Source organism: Alteromonas sp. MMG017, from assembly GCF_018100795.1.
GTDB lineage: Bacteria > Pseudomonadota > Gammaproteobacteria > Enterobacterales > Alteromonadaceae > Alteromonas.
Genome location: NZ_JAGJDY010000012.1, coordinates 136,565 through 157,225 on the forward strand (window position 1 = coordinate 136,565; position 20,661 = coordinate 157,225).

At 42.9% G+C, this 20,661-nt stretch carries 17 protein-coding genes; 9 read left to right on the plus strand and 8 right to left on the minus strand.

Translation table 11 applies throughout. From position 1 onward, the window contains the following. The first annotated feature begins 286 nt into the window (after positions 1–286). Genes J8L84_RS17540 through J8L84_RS17550 form a run of 3 tightly spaced genes read left to right on the plus strand, consistent with a single transcriptional unit; the run spans position 287 to position 4,570 of the window. Positions 287–2,113: an assimilatory sulfite reductase (NADPH) flavoprotein subunit gene (locus J8L84_RS17540; RefSeq protein ID WP_211071827.1), complete on the plus strand. Its 1,827-nt coding sequence runs from the start codon at positions 287–289 to the stop codon at positions 2,111–2,113. Beyond that, complete coding sequence (gene cysI, locus J8L84_RS17545; protein ID WP_211071828.1) at positions 2,113–3,831, plus strand: assimilatory sulfite reductase (NADPH) hemoprotein subunit; 1,719 nt, start codon at positions 2,113–2,115, stop codon at positions 3,829–3,831. Before J8L84_RS17540 ends, cysI begins: the two co-directional genes overlap by 1 nt. Then, a complete protein-coding gene (locus J8L84_RS17550; RefSeq protein ID WP_211071829.1) occupies positions 3,824–4,570 on the plus strand; it encodes a phosphoadenylyl-sulfate reductase in 747 nt (248 codons plus the stop codon). The genes cysI and J8L84_RS17550 overlap by 8 nt, the downstream gene beginning before the upstream one ends. An 89-nt stretch (positions 4,571–4,659) precedes the next feature. On the opposite strand, the gene J8L84_RS17555 is transcribed toward J8L84_RS17550, so the two are convergent. Next, on the minus strand, positions 4,660–5,571 hold the full coding sequence (locus tag J8L84_RS17555) for a TIGR03899 family protein (RefSeq protein WP_211071830.1): 912 nt from the start codon (positions 5,569–5,571) through the stop codon (positions 4,660–4,662). Between the two features lie 135 nt (positions 5,572–5,706). Between J8L84_RS17555 and J8L84_RS17560 the strand changes: the two genes are divergently transcribed. Continuing rightward, a complete protein-coding gene (locus J8L84_RS17560) occupies positions 5,707–7,941 on the plus strand; it encodes an EAL domain-containing protein (RefSeq protein ID WP_211071831.1) in 2,235 nt (744 codons plus the stop codon). Positions 7,942–7,945: 4 nt separating this feature from the next. On the opposite strand, the gene J8L84_RS17565 is transcribed toward J8L84_RS17560, so the two are convergent. Further along, a complete protein-coding gene (locus J8L84_RS17565) occupies positions 7,946–8,524 on the minus strand; it encodes a uracil-DNA glycosylase family protein (protein ID WP_211071832.1) in 579 nt (192 codons plus the stop codon). Between the two features lie 115 nt (positions 8,525–8,639). Between J8L84_RS17565 and J8L84_RS17570 the strand changes: the two genes are divergently transcribed. Next, on the plus strand, positions 8,640–8,954 hold the full coding sequence (locus tag J8L84_RS17570; RefSeq protein ID WP_057789421.1) for a hypothetical protein: 315 nt from the start codon (positions 8,640–8,642) through the stop codon (positions 8,952–8,954). Between the two features lie 53 nt (positions 8,955–9,007). Here the strand turns inward: J8L84_RS17570 and sthA are convergent, their stop codons facing one another. From sthA to J8L84_RS17590, 4 genes are all read right to left on the minus strand, one after another. Further along, on the minus strand, positions 9,008–10,435 hold the full coding sequence (sthA, locus tag J8L84_RS17575) for a Si-specific NAD(P)(+) transhydrogenase (protein ID WP_211071833.1): 1,428 nt from the start codon (positions 10,433–10,435) through the stop codon (positions 9,008–9,010). Between the two features lie 167 nt (positions 10,436–10,602). Continuing rightward, positions 10,603–11,730, minus strand: a complete 1,128-nt coding sequence (locus J8L84_RS17580) for a fatty acid desaturase (protein WP_211071834.1) — start codon at positions 11,728–11,730, stop codon at positions 10,603–10,605. Between the two features lie 134 nt (positions 11,731–11,864). Beyond that, positions 11,865–12,782, minus strand: a complete 918-nt coding sequence (locus J8L84_RS17585; RefSeq protein WP_211071835.1) for an alpha/beta hydrolase — start codon at positions 12,780–12,782, stop codon at positions 11,865–11,867. Then, positions 12,772–14,160, minus strand: a complete 1,389-nt coding sequence (locus tag J8L84_RS17590) for a DsbA family protein (RefSeq protein WP_211071836.1) — start codon at positions 14,158–14,160, stop codon at positions 12,772–12,774. The genes J8L84_RS17585 and J8L84_RS17590 overlap by 11 nt, the downstream gene beginning before the upstream one ends. Positions 14,161–14,250: 90 nt before the next feature. On the opposite strand from J8L84_RS17590, the gene J8L84_RS17595 reads away from it, so the two are divergent. From J8L84_RS17595 to fabR, 3 genes are all read left to right on the plus strand, one after another. Further along, positions 14,251–15,336, plus strand: a complete 1,086-nt coding sequence (locus tag J8L84_RS17595) for an AraC family transcriptional regulator (protein ID WP_282100456.1) — start codon at positions 14,251–14,253, stop codon at positions 15,334–15,336. Positions 15,337–15,459: 123 nt separating this feature from the next. Further along, positions 15,460–16,305, plus strand: a complete 846-nt coding sequence (locus tag J8L84_RS17600) for an SDR family oxidoreductase (RefSeq protein ID WP_211071838.1) — start codon at positions 15,460–15,462, stop codon at positions 16,303–16,305. An 86-nt stretch (positions 16,306–16,391) separates the two neighbouring features. Beyond that, positions 16,392–17,012, plus strand: a complete 621-nt coding sequence (fabR, locus tag J8L84_RS17605; protein ID WP_211071839.1) for an HTH-type transcriptional repressor FabR — start codon at positions 16,392–16,394, stop codon at positions 17,010–17,012. A 64-nt stretch (positions 17,013–17,076) separates the two neighbouring features. On the opposite strand, the gene trmA is transcribed toward fabR, so the two are convergent. Beyond that, positions 17,077–18,171, minus strand: coding sequence for a tRNA (uridine(54)-C5)-methyltransferase TrmA (gene trmA / locus J8L84_RS17610; protein ID WP_211071840.1), 1,095 nt, complete (start codon positions 18,169–18,171; stop codon positions 17,077–17,079). Positions 18,172–18,328: 157 nt separating this feature from the next. Between trmA and J8L84_RS17615 the strand changes: the two genes are divergently transcribed. Next, the gene (locus tag J8L84_RS17615; RefSeq protein ID WP_211071841.1) at positions 18,329–19,606 is read left to right on the plus strand and encodes a DUF5610 domain-containing protein; all 1,278 of its coding nucleotides are present in this window, start codon (positions 18,329–18,331) and stop codon (positions 19,604–19,606) included. A 37-nt stretch (positions 19,607–19,643) separates the two neighbouring features. Here the strand turns inward: J8L84_RS17615 and J8L84_RS17620 are convergent, their stop codons facing one another. Continuing rightward, positions 19,644–20,108, minus strand: a complete 465-nt coding sequence (locus J8L84_RS17620; RefSeq protein ID WP_057789431.1) for an RNA-binding protein — start codon at positions 20,106–20,108, stop codon at positions 19,644–19,646. Positions 20,109–20,661 lie beyond the last annotated feature (553 nt).

Below are 20,661 nucleotides of genomic sequence, written 5' to 3' on the forward strand. Positions count from 1 at the left end.
CTATATTTATTAGATGCTTAAGCTTTTTTTACGTAAACTGAAGTTACTTTGAATTATTCTTAAAACACCTTCGTTTTACGCTTAATTTTACGTTTTTACCTAAAGAAGGAATCACAATATGAAGCAGAAATACCATTTATTAGTTGCTTAACTTTAGAAATACCACCTGTTTATAATTCAATACTTACTCTTAATCACTTTCAGTAATAAAAAAGTCTCATTTATTCTTTTCTCTTCTGTAAGAAAGTCGTTAGCCTTATGCCCATCGAATTAAGGCTAAAGAATTATGTCACAACAATCGAACAATCCATCGGCTACTGGTGCCGTATTAAATGAACAACAGTTCAATGCAATTACCCAAGCAATTTCTGGGTTAAACCGTGATCAACTGACTTGGATCAGTGGGTATGCTGCCGGTATGGCCGCTGCACAAGGCGGCGCCGTTGCGGCAACGGCTGACAGTGCAGTAGCACCTGCGCAGACTGATGCCCCTACGCTTACTATTTTATTCGGTTCACAAACCGGTAATGCGAAAGGCGTGGCACAGCAATGTCAGGCTAAAGCGGAAGAAGCGGGCTTTAACTCTACGTTAGTTAGCATGGCAGATTACAAACCTCGTTCGCTTAAAGCTGAAACCCACGTGGCGCTATTTGTTAGTACCCATGGTGAAGGCGATGCGCCAGATGATGCAATCGAGTTGCATGAATTTGTTAACGGCAAGAAAGCACCTAAATTGAATAACACTAAATATGCGGTGTTAGGACTAGGTGATAGCAGCTACGAATTCTTCTGCCAAACGGGCAAAGACTTCGATGAACGCCTAGGCAAACTGGGTGGTACCGAGTTGGTTGCGCGTGCCGATTGCGATGTTGACTATGAAGCTCAAGCTGAAAGTTGGTTGAACGATTTAATTGCATCCCTTAAGGATGACTTTAGTGCAGCAGCGCCTGCTGCCCAAGCGGTTCAAACCGGTTCGGCGGTTCAAGGTGCACCTGAGCAAGCGTATACCAAAAAAGCGCCTTTCACCGCGACCTTGCTTGATGCTCAAAAAATTACCGGCCGTGATTCAGTAAAAGACATTCGTCATATTGAAATTAGCCTAGAAGACTCTGGTATCACCTATAAAGCTGGTGATGCATTAGGCGTGTGGTTTAAAAATGCGCCAAGCCTTGTTGAAGCGTTCATAGACACGCTTTCTCTTGATGGCGATGCAGAAGTGACGGTTGCTGATGCAACGCTCACGTTGCGTGAAGCACTAAGTAGCAAGCTTGAGCTTACGCTGAGCTACCCTAACTTCATTAAAGCCTATCAAGCAGCTACAGGTTCAGAAAGCTTAGCTGCGATGATGGAAGATAAAGCGAAACTACGTACCTACATGGCAGAGCGTCAATTGATTGATATTGTGCGTGACCATCCGGGCAGCTTAACTGCGCAACAACTTGTTGAAGCATTTCGACCGCTCACACCACGCTTGTACTCTATTGCATCTAGCCAAACCGAAGTTGAAGATGAAGTTCATCTAACGGTCGCTCACGTAGACTATGAGGCCTTTGGTCATCGTCACCAAGGCGGTGCGTCTGGTTTCTTGTGTGAGTATTTAGAAGAAAACGGTGAAGTAGACGTGTTTGTTGAAAACAACGATCACTTCCGCTTACCTGATGATGCCAATACACCAGTTATTATGGTTGGCCCAGGTACCGGTATCGCGCCATTCAGAGCATTCATGCAAGAGCGTGATGCACAAGATGCTGAAGGCAAAAACTGGTTGTTCTTCGGTAACCCACATTTCACGCAAGACTTCTTGTATCAAGTGGAATGGCAAGGCTACGTGAAAGACGGCCTATTAGATAAAATCACATTGGCTTTCTCTCGCGACCAAGAAGAGAAAGTGTATGTGCAGCACCGTTTGCTAGAGCATGGTAAAGAAGTGTACGAATGGCTTCAGCAAGGCGCACATTTTTATGTGTGTGGCGATGCAATGTACATGGCGAAAGATGTAGAAAACGCACTTATCAGTATTGTGCAACAGTACGGCGAAAAATCAGAAGCCGATGCTAAAGCGTACTTAGTTGAATTACGCAAAGCGAAACGTTACCAGAAGGATGTCTATTAATGAGCAATGAAAAATCACCATTTATCGTTGAGGGCAAACTGGCTGACAACGAGCGCTTAAAGCGTGAAAGTAATAACTTACGCGGCACTATTGAAACCGATTTAAAAGACGATTTAACCGGTGGGTTCACGGCGGATAACTTCCAACTTATTCGCTTCCACGGAATGTACCAGCAAGACGATCGTGATATTCGCGCCGAGCGTGCTAAGCAAAAACTAGAGCCATTGCACAATGTAATGCTACGTGCCCGTTTACCGGGTGGTGTAATTACCCCTGACCAATGGTTAGCTATCGACAAGTTTGCCGCTGATCACACCATGTACGGCAGCATTCGTCTTACTACCCGTCAAACCTTCCAGTTTCATGGTGTATTAAAGCCAAAAATCAAGTCGATGCACCAAATGCTTAATAAAGCGGGTATCGACTCTATTGCTACAGCCGGTGACGTAAACCGAAACGTACTTTGTACGTCTAACCCGGTTGAGTCTGCTTTGCATGTTGAAGCATATGCCTGGGCTAAGAAGATAAGCGAGCACTTACTTCCTAAAACCCGTGCTTATGCTGAAATTTGGCTAGATGGCGAAAGAGTGGAAACCACTGAAAAGCCAGTAGAACCAATTTTAGGTGACAATTACTTACCTCGTAAGTTTAAAACCACCGTAGTTATTCCACCGCAAAACGATGTAGATGTTCACGCGAACGATCTTAACTTTGTGGCCATTGCTGAAAACGGCAAGCTGATTGGTTTTAACGTACTAGTGGGCGGCGGCCTAGCCATGACTCATGGCGATAAGAGCACCTTCCCACGGAAAGCCAGTGACTTTGGTTTTATTGGTTTGGATGACACATTAGCCGTTGCAGCAGCAGTGGTGACTACCCAGCGCGATTGGGGTAACCGTGTTAACCGCAAAAACGCCAAAACCAAATACACACTAGAACGTGTAGGCGTAGATAACTTTAAGGCCGAAGTAGAGAAACGTGCAGGCGTGACCTTTGGCGAAACCCGTCCTTATGAATTTACAACCCGTGGCGATAGCTTCGGCTGGGTTGAAGGCATAGACGGCAAATACCACTTAACGCTATTTATCGAAAACGGCCGAATTTTAGATTATCCGGGCAAAACCTTAAAAACAGGGTGTGCTGAGATTGCAAAAATTCATACTGGCGACTTCCGCTTAACCGCGAATCAGAACCTGATTGTGGCGGGTGTACCAGCAGAAGATAAAGAAAAGATTGAAGCTTTGGCCCGAGAGCATGGCCTTATTGCGCCAGAGATTTCAAACCAACGTCTTGATTCTATGGCTTGTGTTGCATTGCCTACCTGCCCGTTAGCGATGGCCGAAGCTGAGCGCTACTTGCCTGATGCGGTGACTGAGCTTGAAGGTTTACTAATTAAGCATGGCTTAGCGGATGACAGTATTATTTTCCGTGTAACAGGCTGCCCGAATGGGTGTGGTCGCGCCATGTTGGCCGAAGTCGGTTTAGTGGGTAAAGGCCCAGGTAAATATAATTTCCACTTAGGTGGCGATCGTGAAGGAACGCGTATTCCTAAGATGTATCGTGAAAACATCAGTGAACAAGAAATTATGGCCGAACTTGATTCATTAATTGGCAAGTGGGCGAAAGAGCGTAACGGTAACGAATCGTTCGGTGATTATGTTATTCGCGCTGAAATTGTCGCACCCGTTGTCGATTCAGCTAGAGACTTTTATGAGTAATTCGACGCTACTTAATAGCAGTCCGCTAACACTTGATATCAGCAAGGAAGCCCTTGCCGATATCAATGTTGAACTGGAAGAGATGAGTGCTCAGGCCCGCGTGGCGTGGGCGCTTGAAAACTTACCTGACAGTCACATTGTGTCATCAAGCTTTGGTGCCCAATCTGCGGTTATGCTACATATGCTTACCCAAGCTAAGCCAGATATTCCCGTGGTATTGACGGATACGGGCTATTTGTTTCCTGAAACCTACAAGTTTATTGATGAGTTGAAAGACGCATTGAATTTGAACTTGCACGTGTATAACGCAGATATTTCATCTGCGTGGCAAGAAGCCCGCTTTGGTCGATTATGGGAGCAGGGAGTTGAAGGCATTGAGCAGTACAACCGAATGAACAAGGTTGAACCTATGCAACGTGCTTTGAAAGAACTTAACGCAGGTACGTGGTTTGCCGGTTTGCGCCGTAGCCAATCTGATACCCGCGGTAAGTTACCTGTGCTTCAAAAGGTAGGCAGTCAGTTTAAGCTCTATCCTATTATTGATTGGAGCAACAAAGACCTGCACTACTATTTGAAAGAGCATGGTTTGTCGTACCATCCTTTGTGGGATGAAGGCTATGTGTCTATTGGCGATTGGCATACCACGCAATCATTGCAAGAAGGCATGAGTGAACAAGATACGCGTTTCTTCGGGCTTAAGCGTGAATGTGGGTTGCACGAGTTTGGTGACGGTATTTAACCTGTCACTCCGTTCGCCTAGCTCACCGAAACAGTGAGACTGGCGAAGCGGGTCTAAATTGGCTGGTCTAAAAAGGCCGATCTAAAAAATTAATGAATATTAAAGACTTCGCTTAATACGCTCTTGAGTGCCGATAAATAAGCTGGGTTTTGTTTTCGTGGTACAAGCTTATAAAGCTCGCTACCTACTGCGGTAAATTTAAAATACACCAAGGCCACACCTGGCTGCTTACTTTCTAGTGTGAATTGTTCTGCACCACAGCGCCATCTTGTTTGTTGGCCTTCTGCATATTCACCGCTTTCTATCTCGCTAGCATAAAGTAGCTTCATATCTTGAAGCGCCAGTAAATCAGGATAGGAAAGGCCCACAGAGGCTAAATTTAGTTGTTCTGGAACGGCACGTTTAAAAAACGAGAGTATGCCTTTTTTCCTATGGAAACCGACTAATATACGAGGGATGGTATCGTGTTGCCGTCTACTGGCTATACTGACGGCCTTCGCAAAGACTTTCGCGTCTCTGTGAGTAAGCAATTTTAGCAATTGTAAACTGCGAAGAGAAAAGCTGCCGGGTTTACTTACCTCAACGGCAAAAATCTTGCCCCAAAGCTCCTGCATTCCTGGACTGTGGATCTCTTCTGCCATGTTGCTAAAGGCAAAAAACCAATCTGGATCAAGTCCATCGCTTTCCGATTCGGTTATAGTTACATTTAGTGCTATATTTAAGACAGCTTGAAGGTTTGCAGCTTTTTGTAATTCAATTATCTGCTTTCTTCGTTCTAACGTGTTTCGTTGGCTTTTCGGATCTTTCGCCATTGAAGGAGAAATGCCGACACGAGAGAACCAAGAGAGTATCTTTTGCCGTACAAAGTGTGTCGGTGTATCTTGTTGCACGTTTTGAGTCGCACTTTGGTTTGGATTATCGGTACGGTTAGCCGGCGATGGTTCAGTAGGGCGCTTGGTCTTAGGAAGTGAACTGGTATAAGGATCAGGGGTTATCTTCATTTTAATATGTAGATTGCCATTAAAAGCATAAACAATAGGTTACCACTATTGCATTGCAGTATCGATTTAGCAATTCTGATAAGCAGCGTACAGTCAAAAAGTATGTGTTAGTCAGTGACGAGGGTTTAAGCAGTTATGTCGGCAACGGATTACGATAATGATGAACTTATCTTCTTAGATGATGATGGAAGTTCTGAGATCGACACTACAATCTACAAGGAATGGAATATTCTCATCGTTGATGACGACGAGGAGATCCATACCGTTACGCGACTCGCGCTCTCAGATCTTATTGTTAACGATAGAAAACTTAATTTCCTTCATGCTTATTCGGCTAAAGAAGCCAAAACACTTCTGCACGATTACGGTAAAACCATAGCTATTATTCTACTGGATGTTGTCATGGAAACTGACGATGCCGGTTTCGATGTTGTGCGTTATATTCGCGAATCTATGGGGCTAACCGAGCCACGTATTGTCTTAAGAACAGGGCAACCTGGTTACGCACCTGAAGAAGAGGTGATTAAGCTTTACGATATTAACGATTACAAAACAAAGACTGAACTTACCCGCGCTAAACTGATGACCACGGTTATCTCTTCTCTGCGCTCTTATCAGCAAATAATGACAATCAATCAAAACCGTGTTGGTTTAGAAAAAATCATCACCTCGTCAGCCAACTTATTTGAAGAGCATTCGGTAAAAGGGTTTTGCGAAGGGGTTGTCACTCAAATTAGTTCGTTGATTGGATTAGATGCTGAAGGGCTTGTTTGCGCTAGGGCGGGTTCGGTTTTAGATAAAGACGACAACGGTGTGTATGTCTTAGGAGCAGCTGGCGAATATGCTTCTTTCATTAATGAGTCTATTGAAAACATTAACAACAGTGAAATTTCCGAGCAAGTAGGTCGTTGCCTTCGCCTTAAACGTCATATTTTCGAATCTGATTCATCTGTGCTGTATATAAACCGTTCCGGCTTTGAAGCGGCAGTATACGTGAATATGGTAAGTGAGATTACTAACCTAGATAAAAGCTTGTTAGAAGTGTTTTTAACCAGCATTTCGGTAGGCTACGAAAATGTAAACTTGTTTCACCAGTTAAGAAATGCGGCCTTTAGGGATTGGCTTACGCGACTTCCTAACCGTAATGAATTTATTAATATGCTCGATAAACCGCATATTTTTGCCTGCGAGAACTGTTCGGTCGCGCTTATTGATGTAAACCACTTTTCAGACATTAACGATGGGTTAGGCCAAGAGGCTGGAAACGAGCTATTGTGTGCTATCAGTGATAGGTTTCAAGCTTGCTTCGATGAATCAGTTAAAATCGGGCGCATTGGTGCGGATGTGTTTGGGCTTATTGGGCCTTCCAATGTGGTTAACCCAGACAATATCAATTCATTGTTTCAATCGTCGTTTAAAGTTAGCGACCATACCTTGCCGGTCAGTGTGACGATTGGGCTATGTCAGCTTGATGACAAACGAAATATTGGCTTAGAAATTTTAAAACGCATTAATATTGCGTTAAATCGCGCGAAAAAGAACATCAGCGATAACTTCGAATATTTTGCGAAAGACATTGAAGACAAAACGACGTGGCGCCTTGAAATGATCCGTCGCTTACGTAGCGACTTCATGGCACGTAAGCTGGAGTTATGGTTTCAACCGCAAGTAGACTTAGTCAGTGAAAAAGTGGTTGGCATGGAAGGTTTGCTGCGTTGGCCTGATGGCAATAATGGCTATATTTCTCCTGCGGTGTTTGTGCCTCTGGCTGAGTATTCAGGTTTAATTGTCGATATTGGTGAGTGGGTGCTAGAAGAAGCGTGCCATCGTTTAAAAGATTTAAAAGAGGCAAATTTCGGCGATTTACGAGTTGCGGTAAATATATCAATGCCTCAATTCAGAGATAGATCTTTTGTGAATAAAGTACTTGGCACTATTAGCTCATCTGAATGCGATCCAAGTCTACTTGAGTTAGAAATAACAGAAAGTGTAGTGATGGACGAACCGCAGATTGTAATAGATGCCCTTAGAACGTTAAAAGAACATGGCGTAGCCATAGCAATAGACGACTTCGGTACAGGGTTTTCGTCTATGAGTTACTTGCAGCAACTTCCGCTAGATCGTTTAAAAGTCGACCGCTCGTTTATCCGAGACATTGAACCGGGTAAAAGTGCAGTGCTTGCCGAGACCATTGTGACCTTAGGAAACAAATTAGGACTACTCACTATTGCTGAAGGAATTGAAACCAAAGAGCAAGCTGAGTATATGATTGAATTGGGTTGTAACGAAGCGCAAGGTTTCTTCTACGCTAAACCCATGCCATTTAGTGAATTGATGGATTACCTTGTGTCCCACAAAGACGCGAACTAACGATTTACTTTAGTAGTGGAGTTAAGCGCTCTACCACGTGAGGTAAATACTCAGATTCAAACCAAGGGTGCTGTGCAAGCCAGCGGTTGTTTCTTCCAGACGGGTGGGGCAGCACAGCAAACCTCTCATCACAATTGTTCTTTATAGCGTCTGTTAATGTTCGGTACTCAGGTAAGTAATATTGCTGGGCATATCTACCGACAAGTAAGATTAATTCTGGTTGTATGGCGTTTAACATCCTATTGTGCCAAGTGGGGGCGCATTCTTTTCTAGGTGGTGCATCAGCCCCATTTTTGTAGCCAGGAAAGCAAAATCCCATAGGCATAATGGCTAATTTGCTTTCATCGTAAAACGTTGTAGTATCAATATGTAGCCACTGCCTCAGCCTTTCACCACTTTTATCGCTGAAGGCTTTCGTGTTTTGATGTGCGATCAAGCCAGGCGCTTGACCAATTAGCACAACCTTTGCCTGTAACCCAATAGAGAAAATTGGGTTTACGCCATAGGGAAGGTGTTCAATACACAACGAACACTGTTTCGCCTCTTGTACTAAATTATCAAAAATAATCGCCGAATTAGTCATATTATTTCACTTTGTAATATTGCTGTCATATTCCCATGATCCGATTTGACATTAAAACGTATATACATTATGATTTGATCATCGCAGTAATGAACTGCAGAACAGGAGATAAACCATGCGTAAAGTAGTACTAGGATTAACCTTAATGTCCGTCTTTGGTATTGCGCATGCGGGCTCTGGCGAAAACCAGCTTTTCGATTGTATGGACGCAAAATCGTTCGAATTGAATAATGAATGTATAGCTGAAAACATCAATAACAACATTCATTTCCGTGATGCACAAACTGAATTGGTAAATGTTGCCAGCGAAAGTCTTGGAGACTACGCAACTGCAACAATGACATTTGACCAAGAAAAGATGCAGATCGATATCGTAGCACATAGAGATGCGCTTTCAGCGCTAAATACTCTGGCTGCAAACCGAGATTAATTGCACTAAAAAAAACCGGCACTAGGTGCCGGTTTTTTTGTGCCCAAATTTCCTTAAAATATTCTATTTAGCCCATTAATTGCTGCTACACGATAAGCTTCGGCCATAGTTGGATAATTAAAGGTCGTATTCACAAAGTAGTCGATAGTATTTCCTTCGCCCTTTTGCTGCATAATTGCTTGTCCAATGTGCACAATTTCAGATGCACGCTCTCCAAAACAATGAATACCTAACACTTTCTTAGTTTCTCTATGAAATAGAATTTTTAAACTACCAACCTGTGTTGACGCAATCTGCGCGCGCGCCAAATGTTTAAACTGGGCTCTACCCACTTCGTAAGGTATTTTTGCGGCGGTAAGCTCTTGTTCGGTTTTTCCAACCGAACTAATCTCTGGAATGGTATAAATACCAGTGGGAATATCAGCCACCAATGCGGTGTGTGTCGTGGCCCCTAACATGGCTTCAGCGGCAAATCGGCCTTGATTATAGGCTGCAGAGGCTAAGCTTGGGTATCCGATAACGTCGCCTACGGCGAAGATGTTATCTACTTGAGTTTGGTATTTCTCATTGACGCTGAGTTGACCTCGATTATCTGCTTTTAGGCCAATGGTCTCTAAACCTAGCATGTCAGTATTACCGGTACGGCCGTTGGCAAACAATAAGCAATCAGCTTTCATTCGTTTACCTGACTCTAGGTTTAATACTACGCTGTCTTCTTTACCTTCCACCGACTTATAGGTTTCGTTATGTCTAATAAGTACGCCGTTGTTCCATAGGTGGTAACTTAGCGCATCTGAAATTTCGGTATCAAGGAAAGAAAGAAGTCTGTCTCGCATATTTACGAGGTCGACTTTTACGCCCATGCCGCGAAAGATGCTGGCGTATTCTGACCCAATAACACCTGCACCGTAGATAATGATGGATTTAGGATCGTGATCAAGAGACAAAATAGTGTCTGAGTTATAAATTCTCGGATGATCAAAATCGATATCGGGTGGCGTGTAAGGGCGCGAACCCGTAGCAATAGCAATTTGCGCTGCCGTTAAAATATCTTTCGAACCATCATCACGGACTATCTGTAAGGTATTGGCATCAAGGAAGCTAGCTTCACCGTGGTACAAGTTAACGCGGTTTCTATCATAAAACGACGATCTAAGACGAGTCTGACTTTTTACCACACCACTGGCGTGATGCATAATTTCTGCAAAAGTGAGACTTCGGCTTAAATGATTGTCTGCAAAAAGGGGGGAGTTGTTATATTCAATTAAGCGGCTAACGGAGTGCCTTAACGCTTTAGACGGAATAGTCCCCCAATGCGTACATCCACCTCCCACCGCTTCATACCTTTCTACTACGGCGACTTTCTTGCCAGCTTTAGCCAACTGCATGGCTACACCTTCGCCCCCAGGTCCTGTACCTATAACAATGGCATCGTATTGGTAAGAAGGGGTTACTGGTTTATCTTTTTGCTTTGTCGCCATAACTACATCCTATTTTTGAGTGGCCGCTTATGTCGTAAAATAACTATTACTTATATTCTACGTTACTGGGTTTGTAACACTAACTCTAGTGCTAATCGCCAAATAAACAAAACCCACATGTGCAAAGCGCATGTGGGTTTTTAAATAAAGCGGGTGGAGCCAATAATCTACGCGGTATGAAGCGATAGACTTTGTAATTGTAGCCACTTTTCTTTTTGAACGGCTAACGCATGCTTAAGCTCTTTGTACTTGTAGGTAAGCTCTAAACCCTCTATTGAGCGTTTGAGTGATTTTTGCTTTACCTTCATCAAACGCTTTTTCGCCGCATAGTAATCAGACATACGTTGCATAAGTAGCTCGTACTCTTGCTCAATAGTGTGCATAAGCTCTTCTGCGTTGGGCAATACAGAGACTTGTTCGCTAGCGCGTTGCAATTGCATTGCCGCTCTTGCTTTTTCAATACGCTCTTCAGGTACGCGACGCAGATTATATGTTAAGCCCACGTAAGACAGTCCACGGATTAACCATTTTGTTGGATCGAACTGATACCAACGAATACCGTTGCGATAGTCATATTCAAAGATATGATGGTAATTGTGATAGCCCTCACCAAAAGTGAAGAATGCTAGCACGCCGTTATCTCTGGCCGTGTTTGAATCAGTGTACGGCTGGTTTCCCCAGAAATGTGCTAAGGAATTAATAAAGAAAGTGACGTGATGAACAAGCACCAAGCGCAATACGCCAGCCACTAAAATCATGCCCAGGATGTCGCCATTCAACCAACCTAAAAAGCCAGTAACGCCAAAGTTAGCAGCAAGAACGATAGGCAGGTAGTAGTTGTGTTGCCACATAACAACCTTATCTTTCTGCAAGTCTTTGCAGTTTCTATAGTCGTCATATCGCTTTTCTTGATACTCGCGGAGCATCCAACCAATGTGTGCAAACCACAAACCGCGTTTTGCTGAATAAGGATCTTTTTCGTTGTCATCTACATGACGGTGATGAATTCTGTGATCTGAACTCCAGTGCAAAATGCTATTTTGCAGTGCCATTGCGCCGCCGATAGCAAGTATTACGCGCACGACAATATTCGCATCATAGGTTTTATGTGACCACAGACGATGGTAACCGGCAGTAATTGACATACCAGTGAAATAAAATAAGAAAATCGCAGTGCCTATTTCCGCCCAATCAATTCCATGATTGATAACCCATACAGGTACGCCAATAAAGGCGATGGCGCCGGTAATTATGAACACTAAGACATTCGTCAGGATAAGAGGTGGTTTATTCATTTTCTACAACTCAGCTTACAACTGTGCGCTAATTTATCGTTTTATTGCTCATCAGGCAAGCAGAATGGACAGAAGTTCTGCTTACGTGTGTAAACTTTAATTATAGTAAGCTTCAAAAAATTGCCTACTACACTTTATGCTAAGGGCGTTTCAATGTTGTTTATAAAGGAAATTATTGAATTACTTACATCGATAGGCGCTTCTAGCTGAGGGTAGTGACCAATATTAGGCAGTTTTACAATATGCTGCCTGGTGATAATTTCTTCATATCTTTGAACCATATGTTCACCAGAGATAGCATCCGCACTCCCATTGATTATTTGAATCGGGCAGGGGCTATGTTTTAGAGCATCAACCCATCTTTCTCTGTGTGTAATTCGCTCGTTCATATAGCGAATTAGCTTATGGAAAACCTGCCGTCCTCCTCGACCATTTATTAATTGCCAAAAGTCTTCTAAGTCTTGTTCACTAGGTTGAGTGCGCTCACCAAATACATCGCACATGCTGCGAGCGATACTTTTTTTACTCATGCATAAGCCAATAATCTTACCTAACGGGCTATTTAAAAGCTTTTGTATGCGTTTCGCCCTATGGGTTTCGGGAAAGAGCCCTCCGTTAAGCAGGGTGACTGAGTTAAAACGTAAAACAGATGAACCGCTTCTTTCCCTCTGACGTGCTAACATCTCTTGGGCTACAGTGTCGCCATAATCGTGAGCAACGACATGGCACAGTGTTATATTCAAGTAAGCCAACAAAGCTTCGAATAACGACGCTTGTTCGGCAATACTGTATTCGTAGCGCACCGGCTTGCTAGAAAAACCAAACCCCATCATATCTAACGTGATAACTCGATAACGTTCGCACAGCGCTGGCCATATTTTATGCCAATCCCAACTTGCGGTTGGAAACCCATGTATAAGCAGCACTGTGAGTTTGTCGGTAGGGTGACTATTTAACGGGTCACTGTCTTGATAAAAAATATCATAACCGTGATGCATAAATGTTTGACCGCTTTTGTGCCAGTTGGTCAAGTTGTCCGTTTCATTCGCCATTTAAATTACCTACTGCTTTGTGAGTGCTATGTAGTGCTCCATCACGAGAGGCACTTTTATGCGGGTTAAGATTATGCGGGTTAAGGTTTTGCCGAATGGCATCTTCCATAACAAACAATCTATCTTGGCCCCATACCTGAATATCTTTATATCTGAAAACAGGTACACCCCAGCTGCCTTTTTGGTATATATCCGCTTGGTTTGCACTGACCTCTTCTTTCCAGTCAGTATTGGTTAGATGCAACTTCGCTTCCTGCCAAGACAAACCTGCTCCTTCTACTATTTTTCTCATTCCACTATCAGTATCTGCTCTAACACCATGAGCATTTACCAACTTCGCGAACGACAGCAAATAGTCTGCGTATTTATTGTTCGCTCGGGCATAGGCTAGTAATGCGTAGCATCGCTCTACACCTTCACCTAACGGGTCAGCAAGAAATCCATAATCGATCCCGAATTTCTGCGCTTCGCGCTTTGTGTCTAGAAAAATATAAATGGCTTTTTTAGGAGGGACATATAACCCACGCATCATCATCGGTAGTACCGGCTTTACTTCAAGGGGAATACCGTAGTGGCTGGTTAGTTTTACCGCCTGTAACAACGCAATATAAGAATAGGGACTACGGGCAGACCAAAAAAGCGTTAAGGGTTCAGCGCATTTTTTTGTATCTATCGAAACGTTGAAAGACTGAAGTAACGATGCGTAGGTTTTATTAAATTCAATTTGCGTGTTGGTTTGATTTGCATAGCCTTCATCGATAAGTCGACGTTCTAGGTGATCGAGCCTATCTACACCCCAATACCATTCGCCATCGTAAAAAATCGTGGCGGGCAGATAGTGACCTTTCGAGGAAAGCTGGTGTAGGTGTGCTTCAAAGCGTTTTTCTAATGCCGCCTCATTAACGCTCGTCGAGGCATTAATATGATCTCCGTTCCAATAGGCGAGTAGCAATTCAGCAATGCCTGTCCATGAAGCGCCTTCATCTATTTTTTGCTGAATTGCATAGGACGCAGTAAAAACTGAGCCAGCTTGGCGAGTAACCCCAGTAGCCGAGCACGGAAACTCAAGGCGGTAGACGTTTGCTAAATGCATCGCATCGTTAACTGAGTGTTGGTTCCACATAGCCAATTCGGGAAACATTACTGGATCTGAATTGATAACGACGCGAGCTGTTATTGTGACGCGATACTTTTCTTCTAGTGTAGGTAAAGCTTGAACAAGTAGAAGTGAGTAAGGGTCATCTACTTTAATGAAAACCTCTAATTTAGGTACATCGCGAGTAAAAAGGCGCGCACAAGTATAATAGGCACGTTTAATACTTCGTAGCGTGTCACTCGAAATTAACCGTAGCACGTAAGGCTGAATACTTTTTTTCATTATTAGATCAGTTTATTTTGTAGGTGTAGGTCGATATTTACACAGAGTGATAGGACATTTCCGGCCAAGAATCGGTGATATCTGGCCACAATGGTTAACAGGTTGTTAATAGTTAGGTATACATTAACAACAGTCACTGTAAAACGCTACGGAGAAGATATTGAGGAAGAGCTATTTCACCTACGAGCAATCAGCATTGCCAATTTATTTTCCCAGAACGCTTTTCAAAATGCTTCTGCAGCGGGGTATTCGTCAAAGTCCCTCTTGAATGGATGTATGCTTAAAGATACTGACTTCAATAATAGCCATTGCAAGATGAGTTTTAACGATCATCAAAGGTTAGTTACTAATGCATTAGCAGTGACGGCAAACGAGAATCTTGGATGGGAGTTTGGTGAGCAAATTCAACTTACGACATTGGGCTCACTAGGTTATGCGGCGCTAAGTTGTGCAACACTTGGTGGTTTCTTGAATGTTATCGCGCGCTTCCTACATTTACGTACTCTACTTTTTAAGATAAATGTTGAAGTAAATGAAGCTGAAGCATACTTAACCTTCGAAGATATTTTACCCTTAAGTGATACCCGCTATTTTTTGTTGTCTGCAGCTGTTAATGGCGCAGTGCAAGTTATTCGTTTGTGCTTTTCAGAACCGCTAGCAATAAAAAGAATAGAAATGGCATGCAGTGAACCTGATCATTGGAGTCATGTTATTGCGGGGGGAAAGTACCCAGTAGTGTTCGAAAGTAAGAGAACGCGGGTGGTTATAGACTCGGTGTTTTTGTCCTATTCATTAGCTACTGCCGACCCTATTACACAGAAAGAAATGTATGCCTTATGTATAAAGCAAGATGCCTTGCACCTTAATCAAAAGGACTTAATAGCCCGTACTAGAGATTTTATTCACACACATCCAAGACTATCTCCTTCATTGGATGATGCTTCGGCTCACTTTTTTATGTCATCGCGCACTTATCGACGAGAGTTAAATCGCTGTGATACCAGCTATCAAAAAGTACTAGACGAAGAGCGGGCTAAAACAGCGAAAAAATTTCTCGCGCAAGGTTACACCAGTGTTTCCGTTATCGCGGATAAATTAGGGTTCAATGACCCATCTAATTTTAGTAAAGCTTTTAAAAAATGGACCGGTATTTCTCCGGCTCAATGGCGGGCCTAGTGCTTTAGCGAAAATTGAAACACAACTAATATTAGCCTACAAAAATTTGGCCATTATTAACCATAGATTTGGCCTATCTAACCCTGTGTATTGGTATAGCTCAGTCGTAAAGTATATACCTTCATGAATTTCAACTATACAGGTTTAGAAATGGATTTAGGTATTAAAGGCAAAACGGCAATTGTTGCCGGCGGCAGTGCGGGTATGGGTAAAGCTACTGCATTGGCGTTGGCAGAAGCGGGTGTAAATTTAGTTATCTCGGCTAGAAGAGCGCAAAGATTATTTACTGCAGCAGATGAAATACGAGCCCGTTTTAAGGTAAGTGTTACGCCAGTGGTTGCTGATCACGCTACCCAAAAAGGGCGCGATAAACTTTTTGAGTGCTGCGATACTCCGGATATTTTAGTTATTACCATTTCACCACCTTCACTAGTTTGGAATTATAACGATATCACCGAACAAGATTGGATTACGTCAGTTGAGTCAGGCCTAATTGGACCAGTGGAACTCATGAAACGCTTCAGTCAAAGTATGGTTGATAAAAAGTGGGGTAGGATCGTGAATATTGCTACTGTTGCGGCCAAGTACCCCCTTGATATGCGCTTAATGTCCGGCCCAGCACGATCTGCATTAGCAAATTATACGTCTGTGGTGTCTAGAGATTTAGCAAAACACAACGTGGTAATGAACAATGTATTGCCAGGGATGTATGCTACAGAGGGCATGCTCGAGCTCGCGAAGCCGCATGAAGCGATGATAGAGGCTCGTTATGGAAAAGAAGCTGTTGAAAACTTAACGCCAGAGCTTGTTCACAAAATGACGTTGGACTTATTTGATATCCCTACTCAAACTTTGGGTGAACCTAATGACCTCGCGCAGTTTGTTGCTTTGCTTTGTTCAGAAGCGGCAAAGTTCACGGTAGGACAGAATATTGTGCTGGATGGGGGAATGGCGCGAGGGTTATTTTAGCCTCGTTCTAACGCAGAATAAATTTAAGCTTCTCCCTATAGGTACTCATGCGATAGACTAGTGAAGACTAACAAACTGGTATTATTGTGACTCGTCAGGAACAAAAGCTTAAAACCCGCCAAAATATCATTCATGCGGCATTCCTATTACTGGATGAAAACCGTAGTTTGTCTGCTATTAGCTTACGTGAAGTAGCACGAGAAGCTGGCATTGCACCAACGTCTTTCTATCGACACTTTAAAGACATGGATGAATTAGGGTTAACGCTGGTGGATGAAGCTGGATTAGCTCTTCGTCAATTAATGCGCCAGGCTCGCCGTCGAATTGCTTCAGGTGGCGGGGTAATCCACACGTCAGTTGAAACTTTTATGGAGTTCATTTCTGCAAACAAGAATGTATTTAGATTATTGTTGCGGGAACATACAGGCACATCAGCTGCATACCGAATGGCGGTTTTTCGCGAAATTCAACATTTTATTGAAGAGCTAACCGATTACATCATCGAGCAACAAAGCGTAGAGTACAATATTGCGCAGCTCCAAGCGGATGCTATGGTTAGGTTGGTTTTTAGTGCAGGGGCAGAAGCACTAGAAGCTGATACTAAGTTGAAGATTGAAATTGGCGAAAGGGTTAAAGCCCAATTACGTTTCGTGCAATTGGGCGCAATGTCGAAGCTTTCATCAGAGACATCTTCCGACGCATCTTAAACTTTAAAATCTAAACCTGCTGCGAATTCATTCACAACATGCGACATTCACAATATACAGAGCATTACTTTTTGGTGAGTAACACACCTGCTTCTATATGGTGGGTGAACGGGAATTGATCGAACAGCGCCGCATTCGCTACTTCGTGAGTTTCACAAAGCAGGCTTAAGTTTTCAGCTAAGGTTTCAGGGTTACAAGAAATATAGATAATATTATCGTACCCTTGAATCATCTTTAATGAATCTACGTCTAACCCTGCTCGAGGTGGGTCGACCAATACAGTAGTAAAATTGTATTCAGTTAAGTTGATACCTTCTAAACGAGAGAAGGTTCTTTCCCCTTTCATTGCTTCAGTAAACTCTTCTGCAGAAAGCCTAACAATTTTCACGTTATCTAAGTGGTTTGCCGCAATATTGTATTGCGCCGCTTGTACCGAAGGCTTTGCTATTTCGGTTCCTATCACGTTGTCAAAATGAACTGCCAATGGCATTGAGAAGTTCCCTGCACCACAATACATTTCGAGTAAATCGCCAGTTAGGGAAGCAGAGCATTCAAGTGACCACTCAATCATGCTGCAATTTACTTCTGCGTTAGGTTGAGTAAAGCTATTTTCGATATGTTTGAATTCAAACTCACGGCCATTAATAGGTAAACGTTCTATAATAAAATCGTTACCCACAATGCGTTTTTGCTTTCTAGCCCGCCCAATAATGCTTACCGCGGTAAATTGCGTAGCTAAAAAGGTACGAAGCAGTTCAGCTTGCGCTTCCCATTCATCATCAAGCGTCTTGTGATAAAGAAGGCTAATAACCAGTTCGCCGGATAGCCCAGTTAAATAATCAATTTGGAAAAGCTTTTTGCGCAGCAGTTCATTTGGCTTTAAATATTCTATTAACTGCTGCATTGCACTGTTGATGGTTTCACTTGCTGGTGGAAATGTATCTACGCGGTATTTCTCTTTAGACCCCTGATCGAACATGATGTGATAAAGATCGTCACCGTCATGCCATACGCGAAATTCAGCTCGCATGCGGTAGTTCTCAGGTTTAGACGGATACACCGACAGGGTAGGGGCGTTAAATGGCGCAAGGAGAGTACCTAACCGATCCACTTTCTCATCGAGTTGAGCTTGATAGTTTTTTGCAGTGGTGGTTGTCATGTGGTTCTCCGAACATCATTTAAATAAGGCTGCGAATTGTAGTGCCTTATATTATATGTGCAACGGATAAAACTCACAGAAGCAAAAATTTCGTATTAAAATTAAACAATACGTGATTGGTGCCGATAACTTGATTGAGGATAGTGAGGATCAAATTATGAACGTGAGTCAAATTAAGGCTTTCATGGGCGACCAGAAAGTGGATGAAAAGGCATCGGTTCACCCGAATGAAGCTATAAAGAAGCAGCTTCAACAGGAAGGCTTACAACAAGCAGCCGAGTTTACCAAGCAGCATTCAGCGACGGTCACCGTGAATAGCACGCAAACTAGTATTGGCTTAAAGGTCTTCAGTGGTAGCTTAAGTCAAAATGTGGTTGTTGATGGCAAGCGCCCGAATGAAAGCAAACAGTCAGATGACGGCGAAGAAAATAAAAGCTTATTCGATTTCGAGAAAGTCGCACGTAATGTACTTGGGTTCGTGACCGGAGTTATTCAAGGTGCGGCTGATGGAGGTGCGGATGATGATACCTTGAAAGGGTTGTTTGGTCAGGCCCGTGAAGGGGTAAGTCGTGGATTCGCTATGGCTGAAAAGGATCTCGCTGGCTTTATGAATGACGAGATTGAAGAAGGTGTTACCCGTAGTCGCGAGATGATAGACGGCGGCATCAATGATCTGGAACAGAATATCTTCAATCCTAATCCAGTGAGTGTGAGCGAGCTTAACGCGGTATCTGCATCTGATGCTAAATCAGGTAGTTTGCTTATTCGAACCAAAGATGGGGATGAAGTAAACCTTAGCTTTGAAAGTATCAGACAATTTAGTGCGGCGAGTCAGGCTTCGCTGTATATATCCGCAAATGACGATACTGAAGAATCTAGTTCGAATACAGGTTCAATTGTGGCGCAGCAGTCATCTCAATATGAATACTTTGAACGAAGTGGCATTAGCTTCTCGTTAAAGGGTGAAATAGACGAAGATGAAATGACAGCTATTGCAAACCTTGTGGGTGAAGCACAAGATTTAGCTGATACCTTCTATAGCGGCGACATGGATAAGGCGTTCGAACAAGCGTTGAATTTAGGTTTCGATAATAAAGAGTTAGTTGGGTATGCGTTGCAGTTAAACCGTACTACACAAACCGAAATGGTAAAGGCTTATGAGAACGTAAAGCATTATAGTGAAGAAGGTGAAGCAGAAAACCAATACGGTAATGTTGTAAGCCCAATAGCACAGTATTTAGAGAAGATGATGTCTACATTTGGCAATGCTGAGAATACGTTAGGCTCTGGCGATGACTACAATACATTGCTTGCAGGTATTATCAGTGAAATGAAAGATGTACAAATACCAGATTTAGTATCGGCGATAAATCGCTTCCATACGTTTAATCAAAACTTATTAAACGCGATGCCACAGCAAGCGGCTTCAGAATAGAGTAAAAAAAACCTGGGTCATGCCCAGGTTTTTTAATTTATGCTTGTTCTACTTTGTCTTTAGCTGGCCTAACTTTTAATGTTCGCTCTTGGAACACTGAGTCGTTAGTCTTCGCTATTACTGGGTCAAGGTCGCTCGTTATCACTTCAATAAAGCCATAACCTTTTCGCTTGCCAGTTTTCCTATCCTTCATGAGTCGGACAGATTGTACTTCGACAAAACTACCAAAATACTCTTTAACCGCAGATTCGTTTGCACGATACGGTAGATTACCCACATAGAGTGTTTCAGTGGTTGTGCTGCTGGTGGAGGGCGCAGCTGTTTCAGAGGGTGAATTGTTAAGGAGTGAAGCTAGCCACGGCGTTAATATACCGCTTATTAATAAAGACGCTGAAACCGTTAACGGAACGTGCGCTTCTATACTAGCTGATGAAAACAACAGATATCCTGCGATTGCAAAGATAGCACTAATAACAGTGCATTGAATAAAGCCTACTTTCATATACCTACCTTTCTAGTGTTTATTATCATAATGAAGGCTGGTCATAGTTTACTCATTTGTAACAATTAGAACAATAAAATGTGAAAGAACTATCCTAAAGACCAATGGAATACACCCAAATGATGTAAAAATGAGCGTTTGAAGGTGGAAATGGTATTAAATACAAATAAGTGTCAAATAACGGTTGATCTTTTACGCCACCTATCTATAATGCGCTCCACGTTTTGAGGGGGCTTCAGGCACTCACAAGACATAGTGCTTAACCCTGCTTTATGACTGATTAAAAAGTTTAAAAACAAGGTTGACATCGGTACTTAACGATGTAGAATGCGCGCCTCGCTTCAAGGAGTTAGTAACAACGCCGGAAAAGCAGTTTTCATTAACTCTTAGGAGTTAACAACGGTTCGAAAAGAAATTTGCGAAAAACGTTGACACTGAAAACGAACGGCGTATTATACGCCTCCCGCTTCGAGAGAAGCGAAGCAAGAAAGGCGCTAGCAACTATATGTAGTCACCGTCCTCCTTGCGCAGAAGTCACGACCAAAAGCGTCGC

Bases quoted from the DNA above. Each gene is read 5' to 3' on its own strand.
- J8L84_RS17540 (WP_211071827.1), top strand. From the start codon at position 287: ATGTCACAACAATCGAACAATCCATCGGCTACTGGTGCCGTATTAAAT.
- cysI (WP_211071828.1), top strand. From the start codon at position 2,113: ATGAGCAATGAAAAATCACCATTTATCGTTGAGGGCAAACTGGCTGAC.
- J8L84_RS17550 (WP_211071829.1), top strand. From the start codon at position 3,824: ATGAGTAATTCGACGCTACTTAATAGCAGTCCGCTAACACTTGATATC.
- J8L84_RS17555 (WP_211071830.1), bottom strand. From the start codon at position 5,571: ATGAAGATAACCCCTGATCCTTATACCAGTTCACTTCCTAAGACCAAG.
- J8L84_RS17560 (WP_211071831.1), top strand. From the start codon at position 5,707: ATGTCGGCAACGGATTACGATAATGATGAACTTATCTTCTTAGATGAT.
- J8L84_RS17565 (WP_211071832.1), bottom strand. From the start codon at position 8,524: ATGACTAATTCGGCGATTATTTTTGATAATTTAGTACAAGAGGCGAAA.
- J8L84_RS17570 (WP_057789421.1), top strand. From the start codon at position 8,640: ATGCGTAAAGTAGTACTAGGATTAACCTTAATGTCCGTCTTTGGTATT.
- sthA (WP_211071833.1), bottom strand. From the start codon at position 10,435: ATGGCGACAAAGCAAAAAGATAAACCAGTAACCCCTTCTTACCAATAC.
- J8L84_RS17580 (WP_211071834.1), bottom strand. From the start codon at position 11,730: ATGAATAAACCACCTCTTATCCTGACGAATGTCTTAGTGTTCATAATT.
- J8L84_RS17585 (WP_211071835.1), bottom strand. From the start codon at position 12,782: ATGGCGAATGAAACGGACAACTTGACCAACTGGCACAAAAGCGGTCAA.
- J8L84_RS17590 (WP_211071836.1), bottom strand. From the start codon at position 14,160: ATGAAAAAAAGTATTCAGCCTTACGTGCTACGGTTAATTTCGAGTGAC.
- J8L84_RS17595 (WP_282100456.1), top strand. From the start codon at position 14,251: ATGGTTAACAGGTTGTTAATAGTTAGGTATACATTAACAACAGTCACT.
- J8L84_RS17600 (WP_211071838.1), top strand. From the start codon at position 15,460: ATGAATTTCAACTATACAGGTTTAGAAATGGATTTAGGTATTAAAGGC.
- trmA (WP_211071840.1), bottom strand. From the start codon at position 18,171: ATGACAACCACCACTGCAAAAAACTATCAAGCTCAACTCGATGAGAAA.
- J8L84_RS17615 (WP_211071841.1), top strand. From the start codon at position 18,329: ATGAACGTGAGTCAAATTAAGGCTTTCATGGGCGACCAGAAAGTGGAT.
- J8L84_RS17620 (WP_057789431.1), bottom strand. From the start codon at position 20,108: ATGAAAGTAGGCTTTATTCAATGCACTGTTATTAGTGCTATCTTTGCA.